Origin of the sequence: Yinghuangia sp. ASG 101 (assembly GCF_021165735.1) — a bacterium.
Classification (GTDB): Bacteria; Actinomycetota; Actinomycetes; order Streptomycetales; family Streptomycetaceae; genus Yinghuangia.
This window is the reverse complement of the sequence record NZ_CP088911.1, coordinates 5,295,231-5,314,356: the sequence shown is the minus strand read 5'-3', so window position 1 is coordinate 5,314,356 and position 19,126 is coordinate 5,295,231. Positions and strand designations below refer to the sequence as shown.

Sequence of the window (19,126 nt, the reverse complement as noted above, 5' to 3'; positions counted from 1 at the left end):
CCGGCCGCCCTACGCCGCCCCGTGCCCGGGCCGCACCAAGCCCGACTCGTAGGCCGCGACGACCAGTTGCGCGCGATCGCGCAGCCCCAGCTTGGCCAGCATGCGGCTCAGGTGCGTCTTGACCGTATACGGAGACATCCCCAGCCGCAGCGCGATCTCCTCGTTCGCCAGCCCCGCCGCGATCTGGCACAGCACTTCGCGCTCGCGCTCGGTGAGCGCGTCCACCTGCGGGTCGACGTCCCCGCCGGACGCGTTCGGCCGGACGTCGGAACGGGCGAACATGCCGATCACCTGCCGCGTGATCGCGGGCGACAGCAGCGCGTCGCCGCGCGCGACGACGCGTACCGCCTGCACCAGTTCCTCCGCCTCGGCGTCCTTGACGAGGAAACCGCTCGCGCCCGCGCACAGCGCTCCGTAGACGTTGGCGTCCTCCGCGTACGTCGTCAGGATCACCACGCGCACCTCGGCGAGTTCGGGGTCGCCGACGATGCGGCGGGTCGCGGTGAGGCCGTCGACGTCGGGCATGCGGATGTCCATCAGCAGGACGTCCGGCCGCAGTTCGCGGGCGAGGGCCACCGCCGCGCCGCCGTCCGCCGCCTCGCCGACCACGTCGAAATCGGGTTCGGTGCCCAGCAGCGCGCGGAACCCCGTGCGCACGAGCGCCTGGTCGTCGGCCAGTCCGATGCGGATCATCGTGCCTCCCGTTCGCGTCCCCGACCGCGCGTCCGCCGGCTGTCCGGCACCCTGCGGCTCTCCGCCGCCTCGCGCGGCGCGTACGGCAGTCTGGCGGACACGCGGAACCCCCCGCCCGTGCCGTCGTCCCCCGCCGGGCGACCGCCCGCGACCATCGTCCCGCCGACCGATTCCGCGCGCTCGCGCATCCCCGCCAGCCCGTGCCCGGTGCCGGGCACGTCGGACAGCCCGCGCCCGTCGTCGACGATCTCCACCACCAACTCCGCGTCACCGTACGCCAGTCGCACGCGTGCCCCGGCACCGTGGCCGGCGTGGCGCAGCACGTTGGTCAGCGACTCCTGGATGATCCGGTACGCGGCGTGGGCCACCTCGGTGGTCAGCGGCACCTCGGTGCCCGCCCGGTCCAGCTCGACCGGGACGCCCGCCTTGCGGACCGCCGCGAGCAGGGTGTCGAGGCGTTCGAGACCGTCGTTGTCCGGCAGCCCGGCGGCCCGCAACATCCCGACGGTGGACCGCAGTTCGCCCAGGGCCTGGCGGCTCGCCGTACGAATCGCCAGCAGCGCCTCGCGCACCTCGGGATCGGGGTCGCCGAGCAGCCGCAGCGTCGCGGCCGACTGCACCGCGATCCCGGCCATGCTGTGCGCGACGACGTCGTGCAGCTCCCGGGCGATACGCAGCCGTTCCTCGACGACACGGCGCTCGGCGTCGCGCAACGCCTGGGCGACGCGGGCCTCGTCCGCCTCACGCCGGTACCGCACGACCTCGCCGAACAGGACCGGCCCGCCGAACGTCGCGAGCACGACGGCGTAGAACACGGCGACCGTGCCCATGAACGTGCCCGCGGTGTCGAGCAGGCGGGCGATCCGGGGCACCCACAGGCTGCACGCGGCCATGAGGAACGCGAGGGCCGCGAGCGCCGTGCGCCGCCTCCGCCCGCCGGCGACCGTCGTGTACAGGCACAGCATGACGGGCAGCACGATCGGCCCGACGGGGTACCCCCGCGCCAAATACAGCGCGAGCAGCCCGCATTCCGCGATGAGGGCCAGGCGCGCCCAGCGCGAGCGCCCGGCGAGCACCAGCGCGGAGGCGACGAGGATGATCCAGGCGAGCCAGTCGACGTCGTTGCCTTCCAGCCGGCTCGGTATCCCGCCGCCGGTGTCGAGCACGTACACCGGCACCGACACGATGAACACGCCGATCAGCTGCACCGGCAGCATCGCCAGCGCGACCACGACGTCGAAACCCGGCAGCCCGAACACGCGCGCCGGGAACCGCCCCGGCAGGCCCGCCACCACCCGTATCGGACGCACGGGCCCACCTTACGGACGAAACCGGCGCCGCCTCACGGCCGGGCGCGGGGCCGCGGCCGGTTCGCGGCCGGGGTGCGGGGGCCGCGAGCCGGGCCGGGCCCCGGCGGCGCGCCTCCGTGCCGTGCCGTCGGCCCGGCGCGGTGTGCGCGGCGGCGGGAGGCGCCGGACGCGGCCCGGCTCAGTGGTCGTCCCAGTGGCCGTCGTGTGCCGCGTGCCGGTGCCCGTCGTGGATGTAGTCGACGTGGTCGCCGTGCGGCACCGCGACGTGGCCGCAGCCCTCGCCGTGCTGGTGGTGGTGCCCCTCGTGCACGTGGTGGCCGTCGGGCTCGCACTCGTCGACGTGGCCGTCGTGCATGCGGTGGATGTGGCCGTCGTGCACATAGTCGATGTGGTCGCCGTGCGGAATGGAGACGTGGCCGCAGCCCGCGCCGTGCTCGTGCGTGTGGTGGACGTGCTGCTGGTGGTCGGCCGCGGTGCCCATCGTCGCGCCCCAATCTGCTCGGTGGACCGTCGCTGCGGTCGGTGTCGTGGGTCTGCCCCGGGAAAACGATCGCACCCGCGTCCGGGACACGGCGTCGGCGGCGCGCCCGGGCGCGCGTGCCGACCGCCGGGACCGCGGCCACGCCGCCGTGCGCGAGACTTGCGCCATGGACATCACGCTGGACCCGGCGTCGTCGGTGCCGCCTTTCGAACAGGTCAGGGCGCAGGTCGCGGAGCAGGCCCGGGCGGGCGTGCTGCCGGTGGGCACCAAGCTGCCGACCGTGCGCGCGCTCGCCGCGGACCTCGGTCTGGCGGTCAACACGGTCGCCCGCGCGTACCGCGAACTGGAGGCGGACGCGGTCGTCGAGACCCGGGGCCGGCACGGCACCTTCGTCGCGGCGGTCGGCGACACCGCGCACCGCGAGGCGGCCGAGGCCGCCGGCGACTACGCGCGGCGCGTACGCCGGCTCGGCCTGCCCCGCGACGCGGCGCTCGCGGCGGTGGTCACCGCTCTCGACGCCGCGTATACCAAGCCCTGACAGACCGTCAAAGCCGCAGATCGCGGCGGGTTGCGGCGGTTCCGGCGGGAAATTGCCCGGCACGGAAGGCCTCCGGGTTCCGCAAAACCGCTGTACGCGCACGCCGGTGGCACCGATGATCGAGGCATGTCCATGCCCCGTCAGGTACCGGCCCGGATCCACGGGGTTGAGGCCGCCGTGAGCGCCGTCGACGCTCCCGTCGCCGCCGACGCGTCCCTCGACCCCGCCCACGCCCTGCCCTACTCCCTCGGACTCGACGATTCGGACACTCCGTACGACGTGATCGACGCGCTCACGCTGGCCGAGTTCGTGTCGGGCCGCCAGCCGTGGGCCAGCACCACCAGACTCGACCGCATCCGCCCCGGCGCGAAGCTCGTGCCCCGGGGCGCCAAGGTGCTGCGCGCGGTGGAGGAGGACGACCGCCAGTCGACACTGGCCGCGGGCGAAGGCTGGACGCTGCGCGCCGTGGTGTGGCGCAGCGGCGGCGGCGAGGTGACCGTCACCGCCGACAACGCCAGGATCGGGCGGGCGGTGCTGAAGAAGGCCGTCAGAAACGCCAAGGCCGAGCCGCTGCCGCAGGACGAGTCGGTCGCGATGGGCTTCTGGTACCACTCGGCCCGGCGCGGGCCGTACCGCACGACGCGGTCGATCACCGCCGCACCGTGGGAGCAGATCCGCCGCAACTACGCCTCGGGCACCGCGGCGGCGTTCGACAAGCTCATGGCGGTCGGGCGCGACGACGTGGCCGGTCGGCTGATACTGCTGCACGGCCCGCCCGGGACGGGCAAGACGACGGTGCTGCGGTCGCTCGCGCGCGAGTGGCGCGACTGGTGCCGGATGGACTGCGTGCTGGACCCCGAGGCGCTGTTCGGCGACACCGGCTACCTCATGGACGTCGCGATCGGCCGGACGGGCGAGGAGGAGGAGTCCGAGCACACCCGCTGGCGCCTGCTGGTGCTGGAGGACTGCGACGAACTGATCCGGGGCGAGGCCAAGCGCTCGACCGGGCAGGCGCTCTCGCGGCTGCTCAACCTCACCGACGGCCTGCTCGGGCAGGGCCGCAACGTGCTCGTGGCGATCACCACGAACGAGTCGCTGGGCCAGTTGCACCCGGCGGTCGTGCGGCCCGGCCGCTGTCTCGCGCAGATCGAGGTGGGCCCGATGGACCACCAGGAGGCGTCGGCCTGGCTCGGGACCGGCCGCGGTGTCGGGTCGTCGGCCACACTCGCCGAGTTGTACGCGCTGAAGAACGGCGCCGCGCCGGTCGAGGCGCAGCGCGCGCCGATCGGCGACGGGATGTACCTGTGACGGCCGCGCCTTCGAGGGCGGAGGAGCTCCGCCGACGTGCGCTTCGCCGCCCTCGGCGCGGTGGTTCGGGAGTCGCCGGGGCCTGGGTGCGCGGGTCTCAGAGGTCGAGGTCCACGACCACCGGCGCGTGGTCGGAGGTCCCCTTGCCGCGGCGTGCCTCGCGGTCGACGTACGCGTCCTTGACCGCGCCGTCGAACGCCGGGTTGCCGAGCACGAGGTCGATGCGCATGCCCTTGTTCTTCTGGAAGCCGAGGGCGCGGTAGTCCCAGAACGTGAACGGGACGTCGTACTTCAGCGCGCGCGGCATGACCTCGTGCAGCCCGGCCTCGCCGAACGCGGCCAGCGCGGCCCGCTCGGCCTCGCTGACGTGTGTCGCGCCGTCGAAGAGCGCGATGTCCCATACGTCCTGGTCGGTCGGGGCGATGTTGAAGTCGCCGAGCACCGCGAAAGGACGCTCTCCCGCGGCGTCGAACGCGACCGCGGTCCGCAGGGCCTTCAGCCACTCCAGTTTGTACGTGTAGTGCGCGTGGGTGACCTCGCGCCCGTTGGGCACGTAGACGGACCACAGGCGCAGGTCGCCGCACGTCGCGCTGATCGCGCGCGGTTCCTGGACGCCCTCGTAGTCGGGGCCGCCCTCCAGACCGCGCACGACGTCCGCCAGCCCGACCCTGGACAGGATCGCGACGCCGTTCCACCGGCCGTCGCCGTGCGCCGCGACCTGGTAGCCGAGGTCCTGGACGGCCTCGTGGGGGAACGCGTCGGCGTCACACTTCAGCTCCTGCAGGCACAGTACGTCGGGCGCGGCGCCTTCGAGCCACGCGAGCAGGCGCGGCAGCCTGGCCCCGACCGAGTTGATGTTCCAGGTGGCGACCCTCATCCGACCGTGACCGACCTTTCCGTGGTGAGTGCTTCTCCCGGGCCATTGTCCCTCGGCGCACCGACACGGCTCGTGCGGCGGCCTCCGGCGCCGTGTGCGTGGCCGCCGGCGACGCTGTTGACGTCGCCCCCGGCGATGCCTGTTCACAGGGCGGCCACCGGCGCGGTCCACAAGGCGGCCACCGACTCCGCCGAGGGGGAAGGGCCGGTCGACGTCGGCCGGGCGCCAGACTGGTCCGTATGACTTCCCCCGCACACACCCCCGACGTCCCGTCCGGCGCGCCCGCGGGAGCGGACGTGCTCGCCGAGCTGACCAGGGCCGTCCGCGACTTCTCCGCCGCGCGCGACTGGGAGCCGTTCCACACGCCCAAGAACATCGTCATGGCGCTCAGCGTCGAGGCGTCGGAGCTGGTCGAGATCTTCCAGTGGCTGACTCCCGAGCAGGCCTCCGCGGTGATGGCGGACGACGGCATAGCCGAGCACGTCCGCGAGGAGGTCGCGGACGTGCTCGCCTACCTGCTGGGGTTGTGCGACGTCCTCGGGATCGACCCCGCCCAGGCCCTGCGCGACAAGATGGTGAAGAACGCCCGCAAATACCCCCTTCCGTAGGAGGCGGCCGGGCCGTCCGGCGGGCGGTGTGACGCATCACACCAGCCCCGCGAGCTTGTAGAGCACGAGGGAGCCCGCGACCGCGACGTTCAGCGTGGTGCCGGTGCCGACCATCGGGATCTCGACGACCTCGTCGAGCAGGTCCAGGGCCTCGGGCGGGATGCCGGTGCGCTCGTGTCCGAGCACGGCGACGGTGGTGCCCCGGGCGGGCCGCAGGTCCGCGAGGCGCACCGCGTCGTCCGCCAGCTCGACGCCGACGACGCGGGCTCCGCGCTCGCGTTGCCGCCGCAGCCACGTGAGCTGGTCTCCGGTCCAGTGCGTGCAGGCGGGCTTGCGCAGGGTGTTTCCCCGGGCCATGGCGTCCGGCACCCACGGGAGGCGCGGGACGGCGAGGCACGCGCCGACCGCGTCGCAGGTCCGGAGCATCGTGCCCAGGTTGGCGTTGTGCTGCGGCCAGAGGGCGGCGGCGTACAAGTGGTCCCAGCAGGCGTGCGCGCGGGGGCGCCGGGAGCGCCGCAGTTCGGCGCGCGTGCTGGTGCGGATCGCGGGGGCGGCGCCCCGCCCGCTCCTCATCGGGGCGAGGAGGCGGGCCTCCTCACGGGGTGCGGCCGGGCACCGGCGCGCGTGGTCGACGGATCGTCGTCTCGGTTCATGCGATCGGCACTTCGCGGCGTGCCGGGGCCTTCGTCGGAGGTCTTGGTACGGAGTTCGCGGTACCGGGTCCAGGGTAGCCGGGCGGTCCCTCCCGGGTGCGCGGGCGGGCACACCCCCGGTGGTACGCGCGGCACTCCTCCGCCGGAACGAGACACGGCCGGATGAATACTCCACATGCCGGATGCCCGCGCGGTCGCCGGCCTGAGAGGCTTGCACGGCATCGGCGCGGTGGGGACAAGCGTCATCGGGGGAGATCGCACAACCGCGTTCGTCCGGGAATCCGTCGTCGTCGACCCTTCGTCGCCCGGCGCGTGGTTGGCGGGAAGGACTCCGCGGACGCGATACGTTGGGGGGACACCACATCCCGGATCTTCGTCGGTGCACTGTGGCCTTGCGCCGCAACGCGGCTCGGCCGCACCCAGCGCCCCCGGCCCGTCGCACGCCTACTCCCCCTTGGCGTGGCGGCGGCCCGGCCGGTGCGCCCCAGTCGGGACGCGCCGGGTCCCGGGCGGCGGCCACCCCCCCCTGCCGCCGCCCGGGATGTGCTTTCCCCCGGGGCCCGGCGACGGAAAAGCTGTTTCTCCCCGCACGCGACGCTGCTTGGATCGCGGTATGGCAAAGCGGCTTTTGGACCGGATACTCGTCGTCGACGTCGAGGCCACCTGTTGGGACACCGGCGTTCCCGAGGGCCAGGCCAACGACATCATCGAGATCGGCCTGACCGTGCTCGACATCGCCGCCGGCGAACGCGCGGACAGGATCGGGCTCATCGTGCGCCCCGAACGCTCGTCGGTGAGCGCGTTCTGTACGGAACTGACCACCCTCACCCAGACGGACGTCGACGCGGGCATCGCGTTCGCCGAAGCGTGCGCGCTGTTGCGCTCCGCGTACCGGTCGCACCAACGCGTCTGGGCGAGCTGGGGCGACTACGACCGCGACCAGTTCGCGCGCCAGTGCGACGCCCTCGGCGTGCCGTACCCGTTCGGCCCGCGCCACCTCAACGTCAAGACGCTCTACTCGCTCGCCCACGGACTGCCCCGCGAGCTCGGCATGGCCGCCGCGCTCTCCCATGCCGGACAGCCGCTCGAAGGCACGCACCACCGGGGCGTCGACGACGCCTGGAATATCGCGGGCCTGCTCGGCGGCCTGTTCGCGGCCGTGCGCCGCACCGATTCCTGACGTCTCGTCAGGGTTCGGGGGATTCGCGCGAGTTCGCCGCGTCCGGTACGCCGGTCGGGAACTGCGGCAGCGGGGCGTCCCCGCGCAGGGCCTGTGCCGCGAGCGCCGCGCCCACGATGCCGGCGTCGTTGTGCAGCGCGGCCGGCACGATCTCGGCGCGCACATGCCTCACGTGCGGCAGGAACTTGTCGGCCTTCTTGCTGACGCCGCCGCCGATGACGAACAGCGAGGGCGAGAACAGCATTTCGAGGTACCGCAGGTAGTGCGAGACGCGGTGCGCCCACTGCTCCCAGCTCAGGTCGTGCTCCTCGCGGACGTTGCCCGACGCGTGGTGCTCCGCCTTGCGGCCGTGCAGTTCGAGGTGCCCGAACTCGGTGTTGGGCACGAGCACTCCGTTGTGGAACAGCGCGCTGCCGATGCCCGTCCCGAACGTGAGCACCAGCACCGTGCCGCGCCGCCCGCGCCCCGCGCCGAACCGCATCTCCGCCATTCCGGCCGCGTCGGCGTCGTTGACCAGCGTGACCGGCGCGTGCAGCGCCTCCGCGAGGAGCCTGCGGGCGTCGAGGTCGATCCACCCGCGGTCGACGTTCGCCGCGGTGCGGGTGACGCCGTCGACGACGACGCCGGGGAACGTGACGCCGACCGGCCCGCGCCACGAGAAACGCGTGACGATGTCGCCGACCACCTCCAACACCGCCTCGGGAGCCGACGGTTGGGGCGTCAGCAGGCGCAGGCGCTCGTGCAGCAGGCGCCCGGCGGCGGTGTCGACGGGTGCGCCCTTGATCCCCGTGCCGCCGATGTCGATGCCGAAACAGGTGTCCACGACGCCCATCCTGGCCCGAGACCGGCCCGCGCACCGGGTACGACGCGACACGGAGCCACCGCGTCGACCCCCGCGCCTGGTATGCCCGCGGCACCGCGACGCGCGAACACGGCCTTCCGGCAGGCCTCTTGGCCGCCCGGGCCCGCTCAGCCCGGCAGGTCGGGCAGATCCGCCGCGTGCAGCGTGCGCAGGTCCTCCATATCCGCCTCCGGCATGCGGGCCAGGCGCGTGGCGTGGTTCTCGATCATCGTCTCGAACGTGCGCCGCGCCTCGCGCGCGTTGCCGAACCCCGCGCCGCGCGGAAGACGGCGGAAGTACGTGAGCAGCGACGTGCGGGCGGCGTCCGTCAGGGCGTACTCGTGCTCGGCGACCTGCTTGCCGATGATCTCCACGAGGTCCTCGGCCGAGTAGTCCTGGAAGGTGATGGTCCGTGAGAAACGCGATCCGAAGCCGGGGTTCGTGGCGAGGAACCGCTCCATCTCGTCGGTGTAGCCGGCCACGATGACCACCACGTCATCGCGGTGGTCCTCCATCATCTTCACCAGCGTGTCGATCGCCTCGCGGCCGAAGTCGCGGGCCGCGTCCGGCGGTGCGAGGCTGTACGCCTCGTCGATGAACAGCACGCCGCCCCGCGCCCGGTCGAACACCTCTTTGGTACGCGGCGCCGTCGACCCGATGTGCTCGCCGACGAGGTCGACGCGCGAGACCTCGACCAGGTGGCCGGCGCGCAACACCCCCAACGCGGCGGCGATTTCGCCGTAGAGGCGGGCGACGGTGGTCTTGCCGGTGCCGGGCGACCCCGTGAAGACGAGGTGCCGCCGCAGGGTCGGGGCCTTGAGCCCGGCCTCCTCGCGGCGGCGCCCGACCGAGATGAGGTCGATGAGGTTGCGCACTTCGCGCTTGACCGACTCCAACCCCACCAACGCGTCGAGTTCGCCGAGGAGTTCCTCGGGGGTGCGGGTCTCGGTCCGTGCGTCGTCACCGCCGGGGCTGGTGCCCGCGCGGGGGCCGGGCACGGTGAGGCGTTCGGTGAGCGTGGCGACGCCCGGCTGCTTGGACGCGGGCTTGAGGGTGGGCGTCGTCGCGCCGCCGCCGTCCGCGCCCCCGGAGCCGGGTCCGTCGCCCTGCGAGGTGCACTCGTTCGCGACGGGGCCGGAGTCGTCGAACTCGAAACCGCCCTTGGCGTTGCCGCGCGTCCGGCAGCGGCTGAAGACGGGACGGCAGCCCTCGCGCACGTGGATCGCGAGGCCCCGGCCGGCGACGACCTCGCAGTCCTCGAAGTCGCCGTGTCCGCCGCCGGATACCCGGATGCCCTCGCCGTTCGCGCGCTCCACGGTCACCCGGCGCACGGTCGGCCCGGCGGCCCCGGTGATCGAAATCCCGTCCGTCACGTCCTCGATGACGCAGTCGGCGATGATGCCCCCGCAATCGCCGTCGGTGAACCACACGCCCGTGGTCCCCTTGCGCACGCGGCAGCCGTTGACCGACACGATCGCGCCTTGGCCCACCGAGACGGCGGTCTCCTCCACGTCGTGGATCTCGACGTTGTGCATCGACAGCCCCGTGCCGACGCCGCCGACCTTGACGGCGTCGAGCACGTCGTGGATCCGGCATTCGCCCAGCGCGGCGTCGGCGCCGTCGCCGACCCACACCGCGGGGTGCCCGCCGGTCGAGTCGTGGAACTCGCAGTCGATGACGGACGCCCGCGCCCCGTGGTCGACGATCGACAGGCCGTTGCGGCCGAAGCTGCGCAACGTGCAGTTGGTCAGCGTCACTTCGCTGGGGCCGTGGACGTCCACACCGCTGCGGCCGGTGTCGCGCAGCCGGCAGCCGACCAGCGTGGCGTTGGCCCCGCGGTCGACGGACACGCCGTTGGCCTCCGCGTCGCGGATGTGGCAGTCGTCGAGCGTGAACACGGCGAGGTCGTCGACCTGCACGCCGGTGCCCTTGACGGCGGTGATCTCGGTGCGCACCGCCGTCCCGCCGCTGGCCTGCCCGCCGATCGAGATCCCCGCCCAGCCGACGCGTTCGATCCGGCAGTCGGTCACCGTGGGCGAGGCACCGCCCGCGACGCAGACGCCGCCGCCGCCGACGTCGTGGATGTGGCACGAGATGAGCTCGGGGGTCGCCTGGTCGCCCGCGAACACCGCCGGCTCGGTGTCGGACCCGTCGTGGATCTCGCACTGGCTGATGGTGCCGCCGGAGCCCGGGCCGCTGAACCGCATGCCGTGCCCGGAGACCTCGCGCACCCGGCAGTTCGTGATCCTGGGACGCCCCCCGTCCCGCACGTCGACGCCCTCGCGGCCGGTGCCGGTGATGTCGCAGTCCTCGAACGCCCCTCGGGCCAGGCCCGTGACGCCGATGCCTATGCCCTGCGGGTTGCCGACCCGGCAGCGCCGCACGACGGGGTCCGCGCCGCCACGCAGTTCGAGCGCGACGACGGAAGCGCCGCGCACGGTCAGTTCCTCGATGATCGGCGAGCACCCGTCGATGACGACCCCCGTCGAGAGGACGCCGGCGCCGCCCTCGACCGTGAGCCCGTGCACCGCGGCGTCCGCGAGGATGGTCAGCGCGACGCCGTCCGCCGCCTCGACCACCACCGTGCCGGGGCCGTCGGCGCAGGTCAGCGTGACCGGTACGGAGACGGTGACGTCCTCGACGTATGTCCCGGCGGCCACTGTCACCGAATCACCCGGCGCCGCGGCGGCGAGGGCCTGGCCGATCGAGGAGTACTCCCCCGAACGCCGGAGCCAGCGGGTGCCCTGCACGACCTGAAGAACCCGACCCGCCATGGCGCGACTGCCACCAACCCCTCGGTATCACGATGTCCGCCCCGGTGAACCACCGTAGCCACGCCCGGCGCACGGCACGCGGCCCGTGCTTCGCACAGACGTGGTCAGCAGAACCGTACAGTCCGGCGACGAGGGGTTATGCCAAGGTCGCGGTTGGCCACCGGCGAAACGCCGCATACCGCCGGGCGGGGCCGAAATGATCTCGCCTCATCGTACGGCTGCCGCACACCGCGGCGCAGGCGTTCCGCGACGGCGGCTCAGGGGCCGTTCGCGGCGGGCTCCCGGCCGCTCGCGCCCGGCGAGGGCAGTACGGCGGCGGATTCGTCGCGCAGGCGTGCGAAGAGCACGTCGGCCTCGGGGCGGACCATCGCGACGCGGTTGGGATCGCGCTGGTAGGCCGTGATGGGGACGGTCTCGAACGCGACCGCGCTCTCGGGGATGTTCCGCAGGCTCGACAGCAGGCCGTACAGGTCGCTCAGCGAGCCGAGCGCGGGATCCGTGGTGATCGCCTTGGTGGCGGTGTCGAGGATGTTGTACATCCGGGCGGGGTTCGACAGCAGGCTCTCCTTCTTGACCTTCGCGATCATCGCGTTGAGGAAGAGTTGCTGCCGCTGTATTCGCTGGATGTCGCTGCCGTCCCCGAGGCTCTTGCGGACGCGCACGAAGCCGAGCGCCTGCTCGCCGTTGAGCGTCACGTCGCCGGCGGGCACGTTCAGCCGCGCGGCCTGGTCGTCGATCGGCTGGTCGAGGTGGATCGGCACACCGCCGAGGGCGTCGACGAGCTTCTTGAACCCGACGAAGTCGACGGTGATCTGGTGGTCGACGCGCACACCGGTCAGGTGTTCGACCGTGCTGATCGTGCACGCGGTGCCGCCGACGGTCATCGCACTGTTGAACATGCCGAAGTACGGCTCCGACATACCGCCGCCGGGCTTCTGGCAGGCCGGGACGTCGACCATGAGGTCGCGCGGGAAACTCACGCCCAGCGCGTTTCTGCGGCCCTCGGGGACGTGCAGCAGGATCGTCGTGTCCGAGCGCTGCGATCCGCCGCCGTCGCTGCCGTACGCGGCGTTCTCCCCCTCGCGCGTGTCCGTGCCCACCAGCAGGACGTTGAGCGCGCCCGTCGGCAGCGGGCGGCCCTTGTCGCCCAGCTTCGCGGCGAAGTCCTCGGTCTTGATGTTGCCGTCGAGCCGGTCGTACACCCACCAGGCGACACCGCCGGCGAGCAGCAGGACGAAGGCCATCCCGGCGGCCACGCCGATCAGGATGCGCTTGCGCCGCCGGTTCCGCCGTCCCGTACGGCGTCGCCGGCCGCGCCCCGGACGCGGGTCGGCGTCGGGCTCTTCCGGGAAACCCAGGTGGTCTTCGGACACACGAGGTCGCTTTCGTCCGGCCCCCGAGCCGATGTGGCTCCAGCTCCCGCACAGGTGCGGAATACGACGCTCCGGTTTTCCGAAGCGGACACCCCGAGTGCGATCCGGTTCAGACGTCGTTCAACTGTGCCACCGATCGGAGCAGCGCGCGATGCGCCGGCGCCCCGGGCGGGGTCCGGAGGTCCGGAATCCGGGCGGCCTCCGGACCCCGCCCGGCCGGTTCAGCCGTGCTGCGGGGCCTTGGCGGCGCGCGGGGCCGTCCGGGTGCCGAGGACGCCCTGCACCACGTCCACGAGGCGCCCGAGGCGTTCCAGCTCGGTGCGGTGGAAGGCCGGGCCGTCGGTGCGGACCACGAAGAGCGTGAGCCACGACAGCCCGATCGGGGCGGCGGCGGCGAACGTCGTCGGGGCGTCGTCCAGAGCGAGGGCCAGCGGACGCAGCGGCGAGACGAGCGGCAGCTTGGGGGCCGTCGGGGCCTGCCAGCTCGCGTGCACGACGGCCCGCGACTTGGTGCCCCGGGTGGCCACCGCCCAGTCGGCGTGGAACAGCCCGGGAGCGGCGTCGACCAGGGTGGCGACGGCGCGGCCGGGGTCGCGCGCGACCTGGCCGAGGACGTCCAGCTCGGGGGAGGCGCCGGGGACCGCGCCCGTCCCCCAGCAGCCTTCGACGCGGACGCCCTGGAGGGTGCTCAGGCCCTCGGTCAGGTCGTCCGCCGAGCGGTCGCCCGGCCAGGAGACGGTGAACTCGTCGATCGCCCGGCCGGTGTCGCGCTCCAGAACGGTCATCTGCAACACATCGGCGCCCGCGGACCCCAGGGTCTGGGTGATCCGGGCGAGCGAGCCGGGTCGGTCCGGCAACGAGACACGCAGGCGGAACAGCATGCGAAAACCGCCTCCTCACGTAGTCGTTCGATTCGAGTCCCGGGAGGTGCGGCATCCCCGGGATGTCGAGTATGAAGCCGTTCCGATCATCCGTTCAGCCCATTTCGCACAAGTTGCCGATGGATGACACACATGTGCGGGGTGATACAACGCACGGTCACGCGACGTCACCATGGGCGACGACAGGGCCGCGCGAAACGGCGCGGGATCGCGGAAGGTCGCGCGGTCGGCTCCGAGCGGGGCGCGGTCACGCGGCCTTCGGCTCGCCCCCCGGGCCGTCGCCCGAGGCCCCCTCCGGCTGCTCCGCCGCTTCGCCGGCGGCGCCCTGCGCCTTGGGACCCCACGTCCACCAGTCCAGCGCGCGGCGCGCGTTCTCCGTGTCGGGGTGTGCGGGCCCGAGAACCCGCACGCAGTCCGTACCCAGCGCCTCCAGCAGCGCGCGGGCCGTGCCGGGGTCGCCGGACTCGCCCGTCCAGTGCGCGAGGTTGTGCCGCATCACGAGGGTGTCGCGGTGACCGGCCCCGAGGGCGCGCACGGCATCCGCGACGAGAGCGCGCAGTTGGTCGCGCGCACCGGCGGCGTCGCCGGACTCGCCGGTCCACACCGCGCAGTCGTGACGGGCCGTCAGCGTGTCGGGGTCGGCGGCGCCCAGCACCTGTTCGCGCTCTCCCGCGATCTCCCGCAGCAGGCGCGCCGCCTCGGCCGCGTCCCCGGCGTGACCGACCCAGTGCGCGTGCTGGTGGCGGTTCGTCAGGGTGTCGGCGTGCACCGGCCCCAGGACGTCCGAGCAGCTGTCGACCACCGGGCGCAGGATGCGCGCCGCGGCTCCGGCGTCGCCTCCCTCACCGATCCAACGCGCCCACGCGGCCCGCGCGTTGAGTGTCTCGGGGTCGTCCTCGCCGAGGAGCTGCACGAAGTCGGCGGCGACATCGCGGGCCAGCGCCTCCGCGGTGACCGCGTTGCCGGACACGCCGAGGCAGAAGGCCTGGTTGTGGCGGGAGAGCAGCGCGTCGGGGTGCTGCGGGCCCAGCAGGCGCGCGTACTCCGTCGCGAGGTCGCCGAAGACCGCGGCGGCCTCGGCCGCCTGCCCCTCCTCGCCGAGTGCCCGGGCCCAGTCCGCGCGCGCGTCGAGTGCCCCGGGGTGGTCCGGGCCGAGTTCCTTCAGGGCCGCGTCCGCCTTCTCGCGCAGCGCCTGGGCCCGGCCCGCTTCCCGGGCCAGGCCCGTCGCGTCCCGGCCCGCGGCCCGCACGCTCTGCGTCGCGTCGTTCTCGACACCCATCCCCGTACGCCTCCTCGTCCTGTGCCACGCCCTTCTCCCCCCGCCCCGATTCTCCGCGACATCGGACCCGAAGGCGTGCACAAGACGACGGTACGCTGCCCGCTCCCCGGCGTCCGTCGGGCTTCCCCTCATCGGCGGACCGGGACTTCGGCACGCCGCCGTGCCGCGGAGGCGACACGCGAGGTTGGGCCGTACGGGTGGCGGCCCGGCGCGGGGGCCGCGAACCGGGACCGTCGGCGGCCGGGCCCGGCTCTCACATCAGCCGGTCGAGATCGAACTCGCCGTCCTTCACTCCCAGGACGAACGCGTCCCACTCCCCCTTGGTGAAGCGCAGGATGGGCCCCTCGGGATGGATGGAGTTGCGCATCGCCACCGCCCCGCCGCCGATCTCGGCGGTCTGCACGACGCCCTCGCCGGTGGTGTCCTCGCCGTAGCTGATCCACTCGGCGCCGCTGATGTCGCGCGCGTACAACTCCGCCTTCTCGGCGTCCATTTCCTCCTGGGTCGCCATCGCGCTCTCCCTTCTCGATTCCGTTCCGACCGGCGCGCCCGGTGCCCGCGCGCGGCCGGGACCGCCCGGTTGTCCGCAGGCAAACGTACGGCACAACGCGACGGCGCGAGCACCGTACGTGCGATTCCTCCGCGGCGGGCGAACAGGCCGCTCAGGTACGCGCCTTGCCGTCCCCCTCCGGAGCCGTGAGTTCGGTGAGGACGCCGGCCAGGTCCCAGCCGGACAGGCCGGCGATCGCCTCGCGGAAGGTGGTCAGCGCGAACAGGTCGCCGCGCGCGGTCAGGCGCCCGTCCGCCATCGCCTTGCGCGGCAGCGAGCGGTCGTTGTCGAGCAGCACGCCGCGCGCGGTCGGGCAGTCCATGTGGATCATCAGGTCGGGCCCCGGCAACAGCCCCGGGCGCACCAGCACACGGCCGCGGAACACGTCCAGGTGAAGCTCCGCCGGGTCGTCGCGGCCGGGCACATCGCTCACGACGATGTCGACCACCGCCGGATGCGGCGTGCGCTTCTCGGGGTCGGGCGTGATGAGGCGGCTCAGCCGGGAGACCGCGGCGATCCACTCGTCGGACATGAACGGGTAGCGCTCCAGCGCGGGCGCGCCGGGTTCCTCCGGCGGCTCGGCGGGCGGCGCGCTGCTCTCCGCGTCCAGGACGCGGCCGAGCGTCTCACCGAGCTGACGGGTCGCCAGGCGCCGCATCGCCCGGGCGAGTTCGCTGTCGACGGCGCGTTGCGCGAGCGGGCGCAGCCGGCGGATGAGTTCCGCCATGTCCGGGACCTCGTCGGGCGACAGGTTCCTGACGTGCTCCTGCCACAGGTACGCCTCGGTCAGGCGCGTGAACGAGCCCGCGACGCGCTCCATGTCGCCGCGTAGCGCTCGCAGGTGGTCGAGCACCGCGTGGACGGGCACGCCCGCCGCGTGCAGCTCGGCGCAGACCGCGAGTTCGCGCGGGCTGGGCACGCGGAACACGGTGAGCGAATCGTCCTCGGGTTCGAGGAGCCCGAGTTGGACGGCGCCGGCGATGGCGACGGGATCCGACAGACCGCCGAACATCCCGGTGAGTTCGGCACGGGTCATGCGGCCCGGTTCCTCGTCGCTCCAGGAACCGGTGGTCTCGGCGACCAGGCCGAGCACCCCGCCGAGGCTGCGGCCGTTGTCCCAGGCGTCCAGCAGTTCCTTGATGCTGACCAGGCTGTAGCCGCGTTCGAGGAGCCGGCCGATAAGCCGGAGGCGGGCCAGGTGCCCGCCGTCGTACACCGACACACGCCCGGCGCGGCGCGGCCGGGGCAGCAGGCCGCGGTCCTGGTACGCGCGTACGTTGCGCACGGTCGTGCCGCCCTCGCGGGCGAGGTCCTCGATCCGATAGTCCGCCAACCTCGTGCCTCGCGATCTTCGTGTGTCTCCGATCCCCCGCCGACTGGAACTCGCACAGCTGTACGTGGTGACGTGGGTGGGAGCAACGTAGTGCAGCCGGACGCGAACCTCGGTCATGAGGCCGCGGGGCGTGGCCGGCGGCGGTCGGTCGCGGACCATGACACACACGACACGTCGACATATGTTCCCCGCGGGGCCGGGCCGGCGGCGGTGTGCGGGGGAACGCGATCTCGGTCACACGGCACGCCGCGCGATGGCCCGTGCGGCGTGCCGGTGCCTACGGGATGACGACAACAGGTCGCTGGGCGTGTTTGACGAGACGGCACGAGACGGATCCGAAGATCCGGCTGACGAAACCGGACGATCCGCCGACGACGATCGCGTCGGCGGCGAACTCCTTGGCGACATCCTCGATCTCGTGGCAGATGTCGCCGCCGCGCTCGACGAGGATCCAGGGCACGTCGCTCAGGTGGTCGGCGCACGCCAGTTCGAGGCCGAGGGCCTCGGAGCGGCTGTCGGGCACATCGATGAACACGGGGGGCTCGCACCCCGCCCACACGGTGGCCGGAATCCGGTTGGCGACATGGACGATCACCAGCCCGCCGCCGAGGCGCCGGGCCATGCCGGCCCCATAGGCCAGCGCGCGCTCACTCGCGCTCGAACCGTCGAACCCCACGACGACGGGATGCCGGAACGCGGGGTCACGGGGTCGCAGGGAAGCGGGACGGAGCAGCGGCGCACCGTCCGGCAGGTCTTGGAAATCGAAGGCAGCCATGGCAATCGGGCGTCTTTGCTGAGGGAGGGAGTAGGCCCTCTTGGTCGAAAGACCCTATGCGTTACAGATTACGTCTCGCAGTCGGAATCGGACAGGCCGTGCGTTGGTTGACCACGCACAATATCCGTCGGGAAGCGCTCGCGGGAGTCCCCCGGCACATCGAAAATGCGCCGGGGCGAAAGTCGCCCCGGCGCGGGCCCCTCGGGGTGGTGCGAGCGGCCCGGACGGATCGCGATCGGGGACGCGCGCCGGGGCGGGCGGCGCCGATTCGGGCGAACGCGGCATGGCGTTCGCCGGGCGGGTCTGGCGCCGCTTGGCGAATGCCCCGGAATGTCCGCTTGCCCGTTACCCCCAGGCCCCGCGGCGCGTTGCACACGACGACACCACGTGTCCGGGCGGCCCGCGCCGACCGGGGCGGCGATCCCGTGTGCGCGGCACCATCGCGGACGCCGACCCCGCGCCGGCGGGGCCGCGCCCGGTCCCCCGTGGACGGGTTCGCGCGCGCCCGCGGCGTGTTCGCCGCGTGTCCGGCAACCGCCGCCCGTCGAGCCGCCCGAGTCGGCGCTCCCGTCGCTTCCGGCCCCCGCGGGACACGCACGGTGGCGCGTGCCGTGGCGTCGATATCCGGGCAGGGCGTCGCGGCTGTGCGCCTGCCCAGCGGGCGGTCGCGGCACCCCGAAGGCAGGCCGGGCGGACGCCTGTTCGAAAGCCGGGCGGAGCCGCGGTCCCGCACGGGGGACGCCGAAGGCCTCCGCGCCGACCACCGCGGGCGAGGCCGAGCGGATTCGTTCGAAAACGCCGCAATCACGACAGTCGATGCCACTCGGCACCGCCCCGCCGAGCCGCGCGACGGCGAATTCGCGCCCGCGGCGCTCCGGTCCGCCCGGCGGTCGACAGCCCGCGCTCCGGCGGCTTCTCCGACACATGGCGGCCGGGTGAGGCGGCCCGGTTCGGCGGTGTCCGGAAATTACCGGCAGATGATGTGCTTTCCGGTGAACGTTATATAGATCAAAAAGACCACCAAACACGGGCATTTCCCATGCAATGCCCAAGCCCCTTAATGTGACCGCCGTCACAAACAGGCATATCTACTTAACGTCACGTGGAGAACACCATGCATAGACAAGGCCAGAAAGAGTAAGTTCCGATCTTGGGTGACTTGAGTGGCGCGTGTTAACTACTGAGACTCGCCATCAACGGCCCCTCCCGCCTCGACGGAGCTCGACCGGAGGGGTTGTGGAGGGCAGAAGGGGGCGATCGGAGCCATGAGCAGGACCGACGGTCGAAAGACGGACCGGCGCGAGTCCGCGGCCGGGGAGACACCCGCGGCCATCCCGCAGGCCACCGACGTGTCGATACCCGCGGCACGGACCGGTGAGCCGCAGGCTCCGGCAACGACGCCGAGGACGGAAGGCGGAACGAGCAGGACGGAAGGCGAATCGGGCAGCGCGTCCGGGGATTCGCCGGATCAGGGATCGGACGCGTACACAGCGGGAGATCCGCGACAAGATGGCGACGGGGGCGGCGTTCACTCGGCGGTCCCGACGCACGGGGCGAGCATGGTGGACACGAAAAACACAGCCAACACGGCAGACAGCGCGGACACGACGAACGCTGCGGACGCGGCGGACGCGGCGGCGGACGCGGCGGACGCACCCGTGGTCGACGCGAC

Annotated in this window: 17 protein-coding genes; 4 read left to right on the top strand and 13 right to left on the bottom strand. The window is 73.1% G+C overall.

The window, feature by feature from the left end; translation table 11 throughout:
- Positions 1–9: 9 nt before the first annotated feature.
- The 3 genes from LO772_RS22845 to LO772_RS22835 all read right to left on the bottom strand — a co-directional run bounded on the left by LO772_RS22845 (position 10) and on the right by LO772_RS22835 (position 2,484).
- A complete protein-coding gene (locus LO772_RS22845; RefSeq protein ID WP_231773895.1) occupies positions 10–693 on the bottom strand; it encodes a response regulator in 684 nt (227 codons plus the stop codon).
- Positions 690–2,003 carry a sensor histidine kinase gene (locus LO772_RS22840; RefSeq protein WP_231773894.1) on the bottom strand — a complete coding sequence of 438 codons (1,314 nt, stop codon included), beginning with the start codon at positions 2,001–2,003 and terminating at the stop codon, positions 690–692. The genes LO772_RS22845 and LO772_RS22840 overlap by 4 nt, the downstream gene beginning before the upstream one ends.
- 178 nt (positions 2,004–2,181) lie before the next feature.
- Positions 2,182–2,484 (bottom strand): hypothetical protein, encoded by a 303-nt coding sequence (locus tag LO772_RS22835; protein ID WP_231773893.1) that lies wholly within the window; start codon positions 2,482–2,484, stop codon positions 2,182–2,184.
- 166 nt (positions 2,485–2,650) lie between these two features.
- Here LO772_RS22835 and LO772_RS22830 point away from each other — a divergent pair, with 166 nt between their 5' ends.
- Positions 2,651–3,022: a GntR family transcriptional regulator gene (locus LO772_RS22830; RefSeq protein WP_231773892.1), complete on the top strand. Its 372-nt coding sequence runs from the start codon at positions 2,651–2,653 to the stop codon at positions 3,020–3,022.
- A gap of 126 nt (positions 3,023–3,148) precedes the next feature.
- On the top strand, positions 3,149–4,330 hold the full coding sequence (locus tag LO772_RS22825) for a DUF5925 domain-containing protein (RefSeq protein WP_443089302.1): 1,182 nt from the start codon (positions 3,149–3,151) through the stop codon (positions 4,328–4,330).
- 97 nt (positions 4,331–4,427) lie between these two features.
- Here the strand turns inward: LO772_RS22825 and LO772_RS22820 are convergent, their stop codons facing one another.
- The gene (locus LO772_RS22820; protein WP_231773891.1) at positions 4,428–5,207 is read right to left on the bottom strand and encodes an exodeoxyribonuclease III; all 780 of its coding nucleotides are present in this window, start codon (positions 5,205–5,207) and stop codon (positions 4,428–4,430) included.
- Positions 5,208–5,446: 239 nt separating this feature from the next.
- Between LO772_RS22820 and LO772_RS22815 the strand changes: the two genes are divergently transcribed.
- Entirely contained in the window at positions 5,447–5,815 is a 369-nt protein-coding gene (locus LO772_RS22815) for a nucleotide pyrophosphohydrolase (protein ID WP_231773890.1), read from the top strand.
- Positions 5,816–5,851: 36 nt separating this feature from the next.
- Here LO772_RS22815 and LO772_RS22810 read toward each other — a convergent pair whose 3' ends face one another.
- A complete protein-coding gene (locus LO772_RS22810) occupies positions 5,852–6,388 on the bottom strand; it encodes a TrmH family RNA methyltransferase (protein ID WP_231773889.1) in 537 nt (178 codons plus the stop codon).
- Between the two features lie 693 nt (positions 6,389–7,081).
- Here LO772_RS22810 and LO772_RS22805 point away from each other — a divergent pair.
- Positions 7,082–7,648 (top strand): 3'-5' exonuclease, encoded by a 567-nt coding sequence (locus LO772_RS22805; protein WP_231773888.1) that lies wholly within the window; start codon positions 7,082–7,084, stop codon positions 7,646–7,648.
- Positions 7,649–7,655: 7 nt separating this feature from the next.
- Here LO772_RS22805 and ppgK read toward each other — a convergent pair whose 3' ends face one another.
- The 8 genes from ppgK to LO772_RS22765 form a co-directional block, all read right to left on the bottom strand.
- Positions 7,656–8,471, bottom strand: coding sequence for a polyphosphate--glucose phosphotransferase (ppgK, locus tag LO772_RS22800; RefSeq protein WP_443089301.1), 816 nt, complete (start codon positions 8,469–8,471; stop codon positions 7,656–7,658).
- Positions 8,472–8,617: 146 nt separating this feature from the next.
- Positions 8,618–11,263, bottom strand: coding sequence for a right-handed parallel beta-helix repeat-containing protein (locus tag LO772_RS22795; RefSeq protein WP_231773886.1), 2,646 nt, complete (start codon positions 11,261–11,263; stop codon positions 8,618–8,620).
- 257 nt (positions 11,264–11,520) lie between these two features.
- Entirely contained in the window at positions 11,521–12,636 is a 1,116-nt protein-coding gene (locus LO772_RS22790; protein WP_231773885.1) for an LCP family protein, read from the bottom strand.
- A 221-nt stretch (positions 12,637–12,857) separates the two neighbouring features.
- Positions 12,858–13,517: an ACT domain-containing protein gene (locus LO772_RS22785; protein WP_231773884.1), complete on the bottom strand. Its 660-nt coding sequence runs from the start codon at positions 13,515–13,517 to the stop codon at positions 12,858–12,860.
- A 247-nt stretch (positions 13,518–13,764) separates the two neighbouring features.
- On the bottom strand, positions 13,765–14,796 hold the full coding sequence (locus tag LO772_RS22780) for a tetratricopeptide repeat protein (RefSeq protein ID WP_231773883.1): 1,032 nt from the start codon (positions 14,794–14,796) through the stop codon (positions 13,765–13,767).
- Positions 14,797–15,049: 253 nt separating this feature from the next.
- Positions 15,050–15,307: a DUF397 domain-containing protein gene (locus tag LO772_RS22775; RefSeq protein ID WP_231773882.1), complete on the bottom strand. Its 258-nt coding sequence runs from the start codon at positions 15,305–15,307 to the stop codon at positions 15,050–15,052.
- A 151-nt stretch (positions 15,308–15,458) separates the two neighbouring features.
- A complete protein-coding gene (locus LO772_RS22770) occupies positions 15,459–16,679 on the bottom strand; it encodes a MerR family transcriptional regulator (RefSeq protein ID WP_231773881.1) in 1,221 nt (406 codons plus the stop codon).
- A 277-nt stretch (positions 16,680–16,956) separates the two neighbouring features.
- A complete protein-coding gene (locus tag LO772_RS22765) occupies positions 16,957–17,454 on the bottom strand; it encodes a universal stress protein (protein WP_231773880.1) in 498 nt (165 codons plus the stop codon).
- Positions 17,455–19,126 lie beyond the last annotated feature (1,672 nt).

Bases quoted from the DNA above. Each gene is read 5' to 3' on its own strand.
- LO772_RS22845 (WP_231773895.1), bottom strand. From the start codon at position 693: ATGATCCGCATCGGACTGGCCGACGACCAGGCGCTCGTGCGCACGGGG.
- LO772_RS22835 (WP_231773893.1), bottom strand. From the start codon at position 2,484: ATGGGCACCGCGGCCGACCACCAGCAGCACGTCCACCACACGCACGAG.
- LO772_RS22830 (WP_231773892.1), top strand. From the start codon at position 2,651: ATGGACATCACGCTGGACCCGGCGTCGTCGGTGCCGCCTTTCGAACAG.
- LO772_RS22825 (WP_443089302.1), top strand. From the start codon at position 3,149: ATGTCCATGCCCCGTCAGGTACCGGCCCGGATCCACGGGGTTGAGGCC.
- LO772_RS22820 (WP_231773891.1), bottom strand. From the start codon at position 5,207: ATGAGGGTCGCCACCTGGAACATCAACTCGGTCGGGGCCAGGCTGCCG.
- LO772_RS22815 (WP_231773890.1), top strand. From the start codon at position 5,447: ATGACTTCCCCCGCACACACCCCCGACGTCCCGTCCGGCGCGCCCGCG.
- LO772_RS22810 (WP_231773889.1), bottom strand. From the start codon at position 6,388: ATGAGGAGCGGGCGGGGCGCCGCCCCCGCGATCCGCACCAGCACGCGC.
- LO772_RS22805 (WP_231773888.1), top strand. From the start codon at position 7,082: ATGGCAAAGCGGCTTTTGGACCGGATACTCGTCGTCGACGTCGAGGCC.
- LO772_RS22795 (WP_231773886.1), bottom strand. From the start codon at position 11,263: ATGGCGGGTCGGGTTCTTCAGGTCGTGCAGGGCACCCGCTGGCTCCGG.
- LO772_RS22785 (WP_231773884.1), bottom strand. From the start codon at position 13,517: ATGCTGTTCCGCCTGCGTGTCTCGTTGCCGGACCGACCCGGCTCGCTC.
- LO772_RS22780 (WP_231773883.1), bottom strand. From the start codon at position 14,796: ATGGGTGTCGAGAACGACGCGACGCAGAGCGTGCGGGCCGCGGGCCGG.
- LO772_RS22775 (WP_231773882.1), bottom strand. From the start codon at position 15,307: ATGGCGACCCAGGAGGAAATGGACGCCGAGAAGGCGGAGTTGTACGCG.
- LO772_RS22765 (WP_231773880.1), bottom strand. From the start codon at position 17,454: ATGGCTGCCTTCGATTTCCAAGACCTGCCGGACGGTGCGCCGCTGCTC.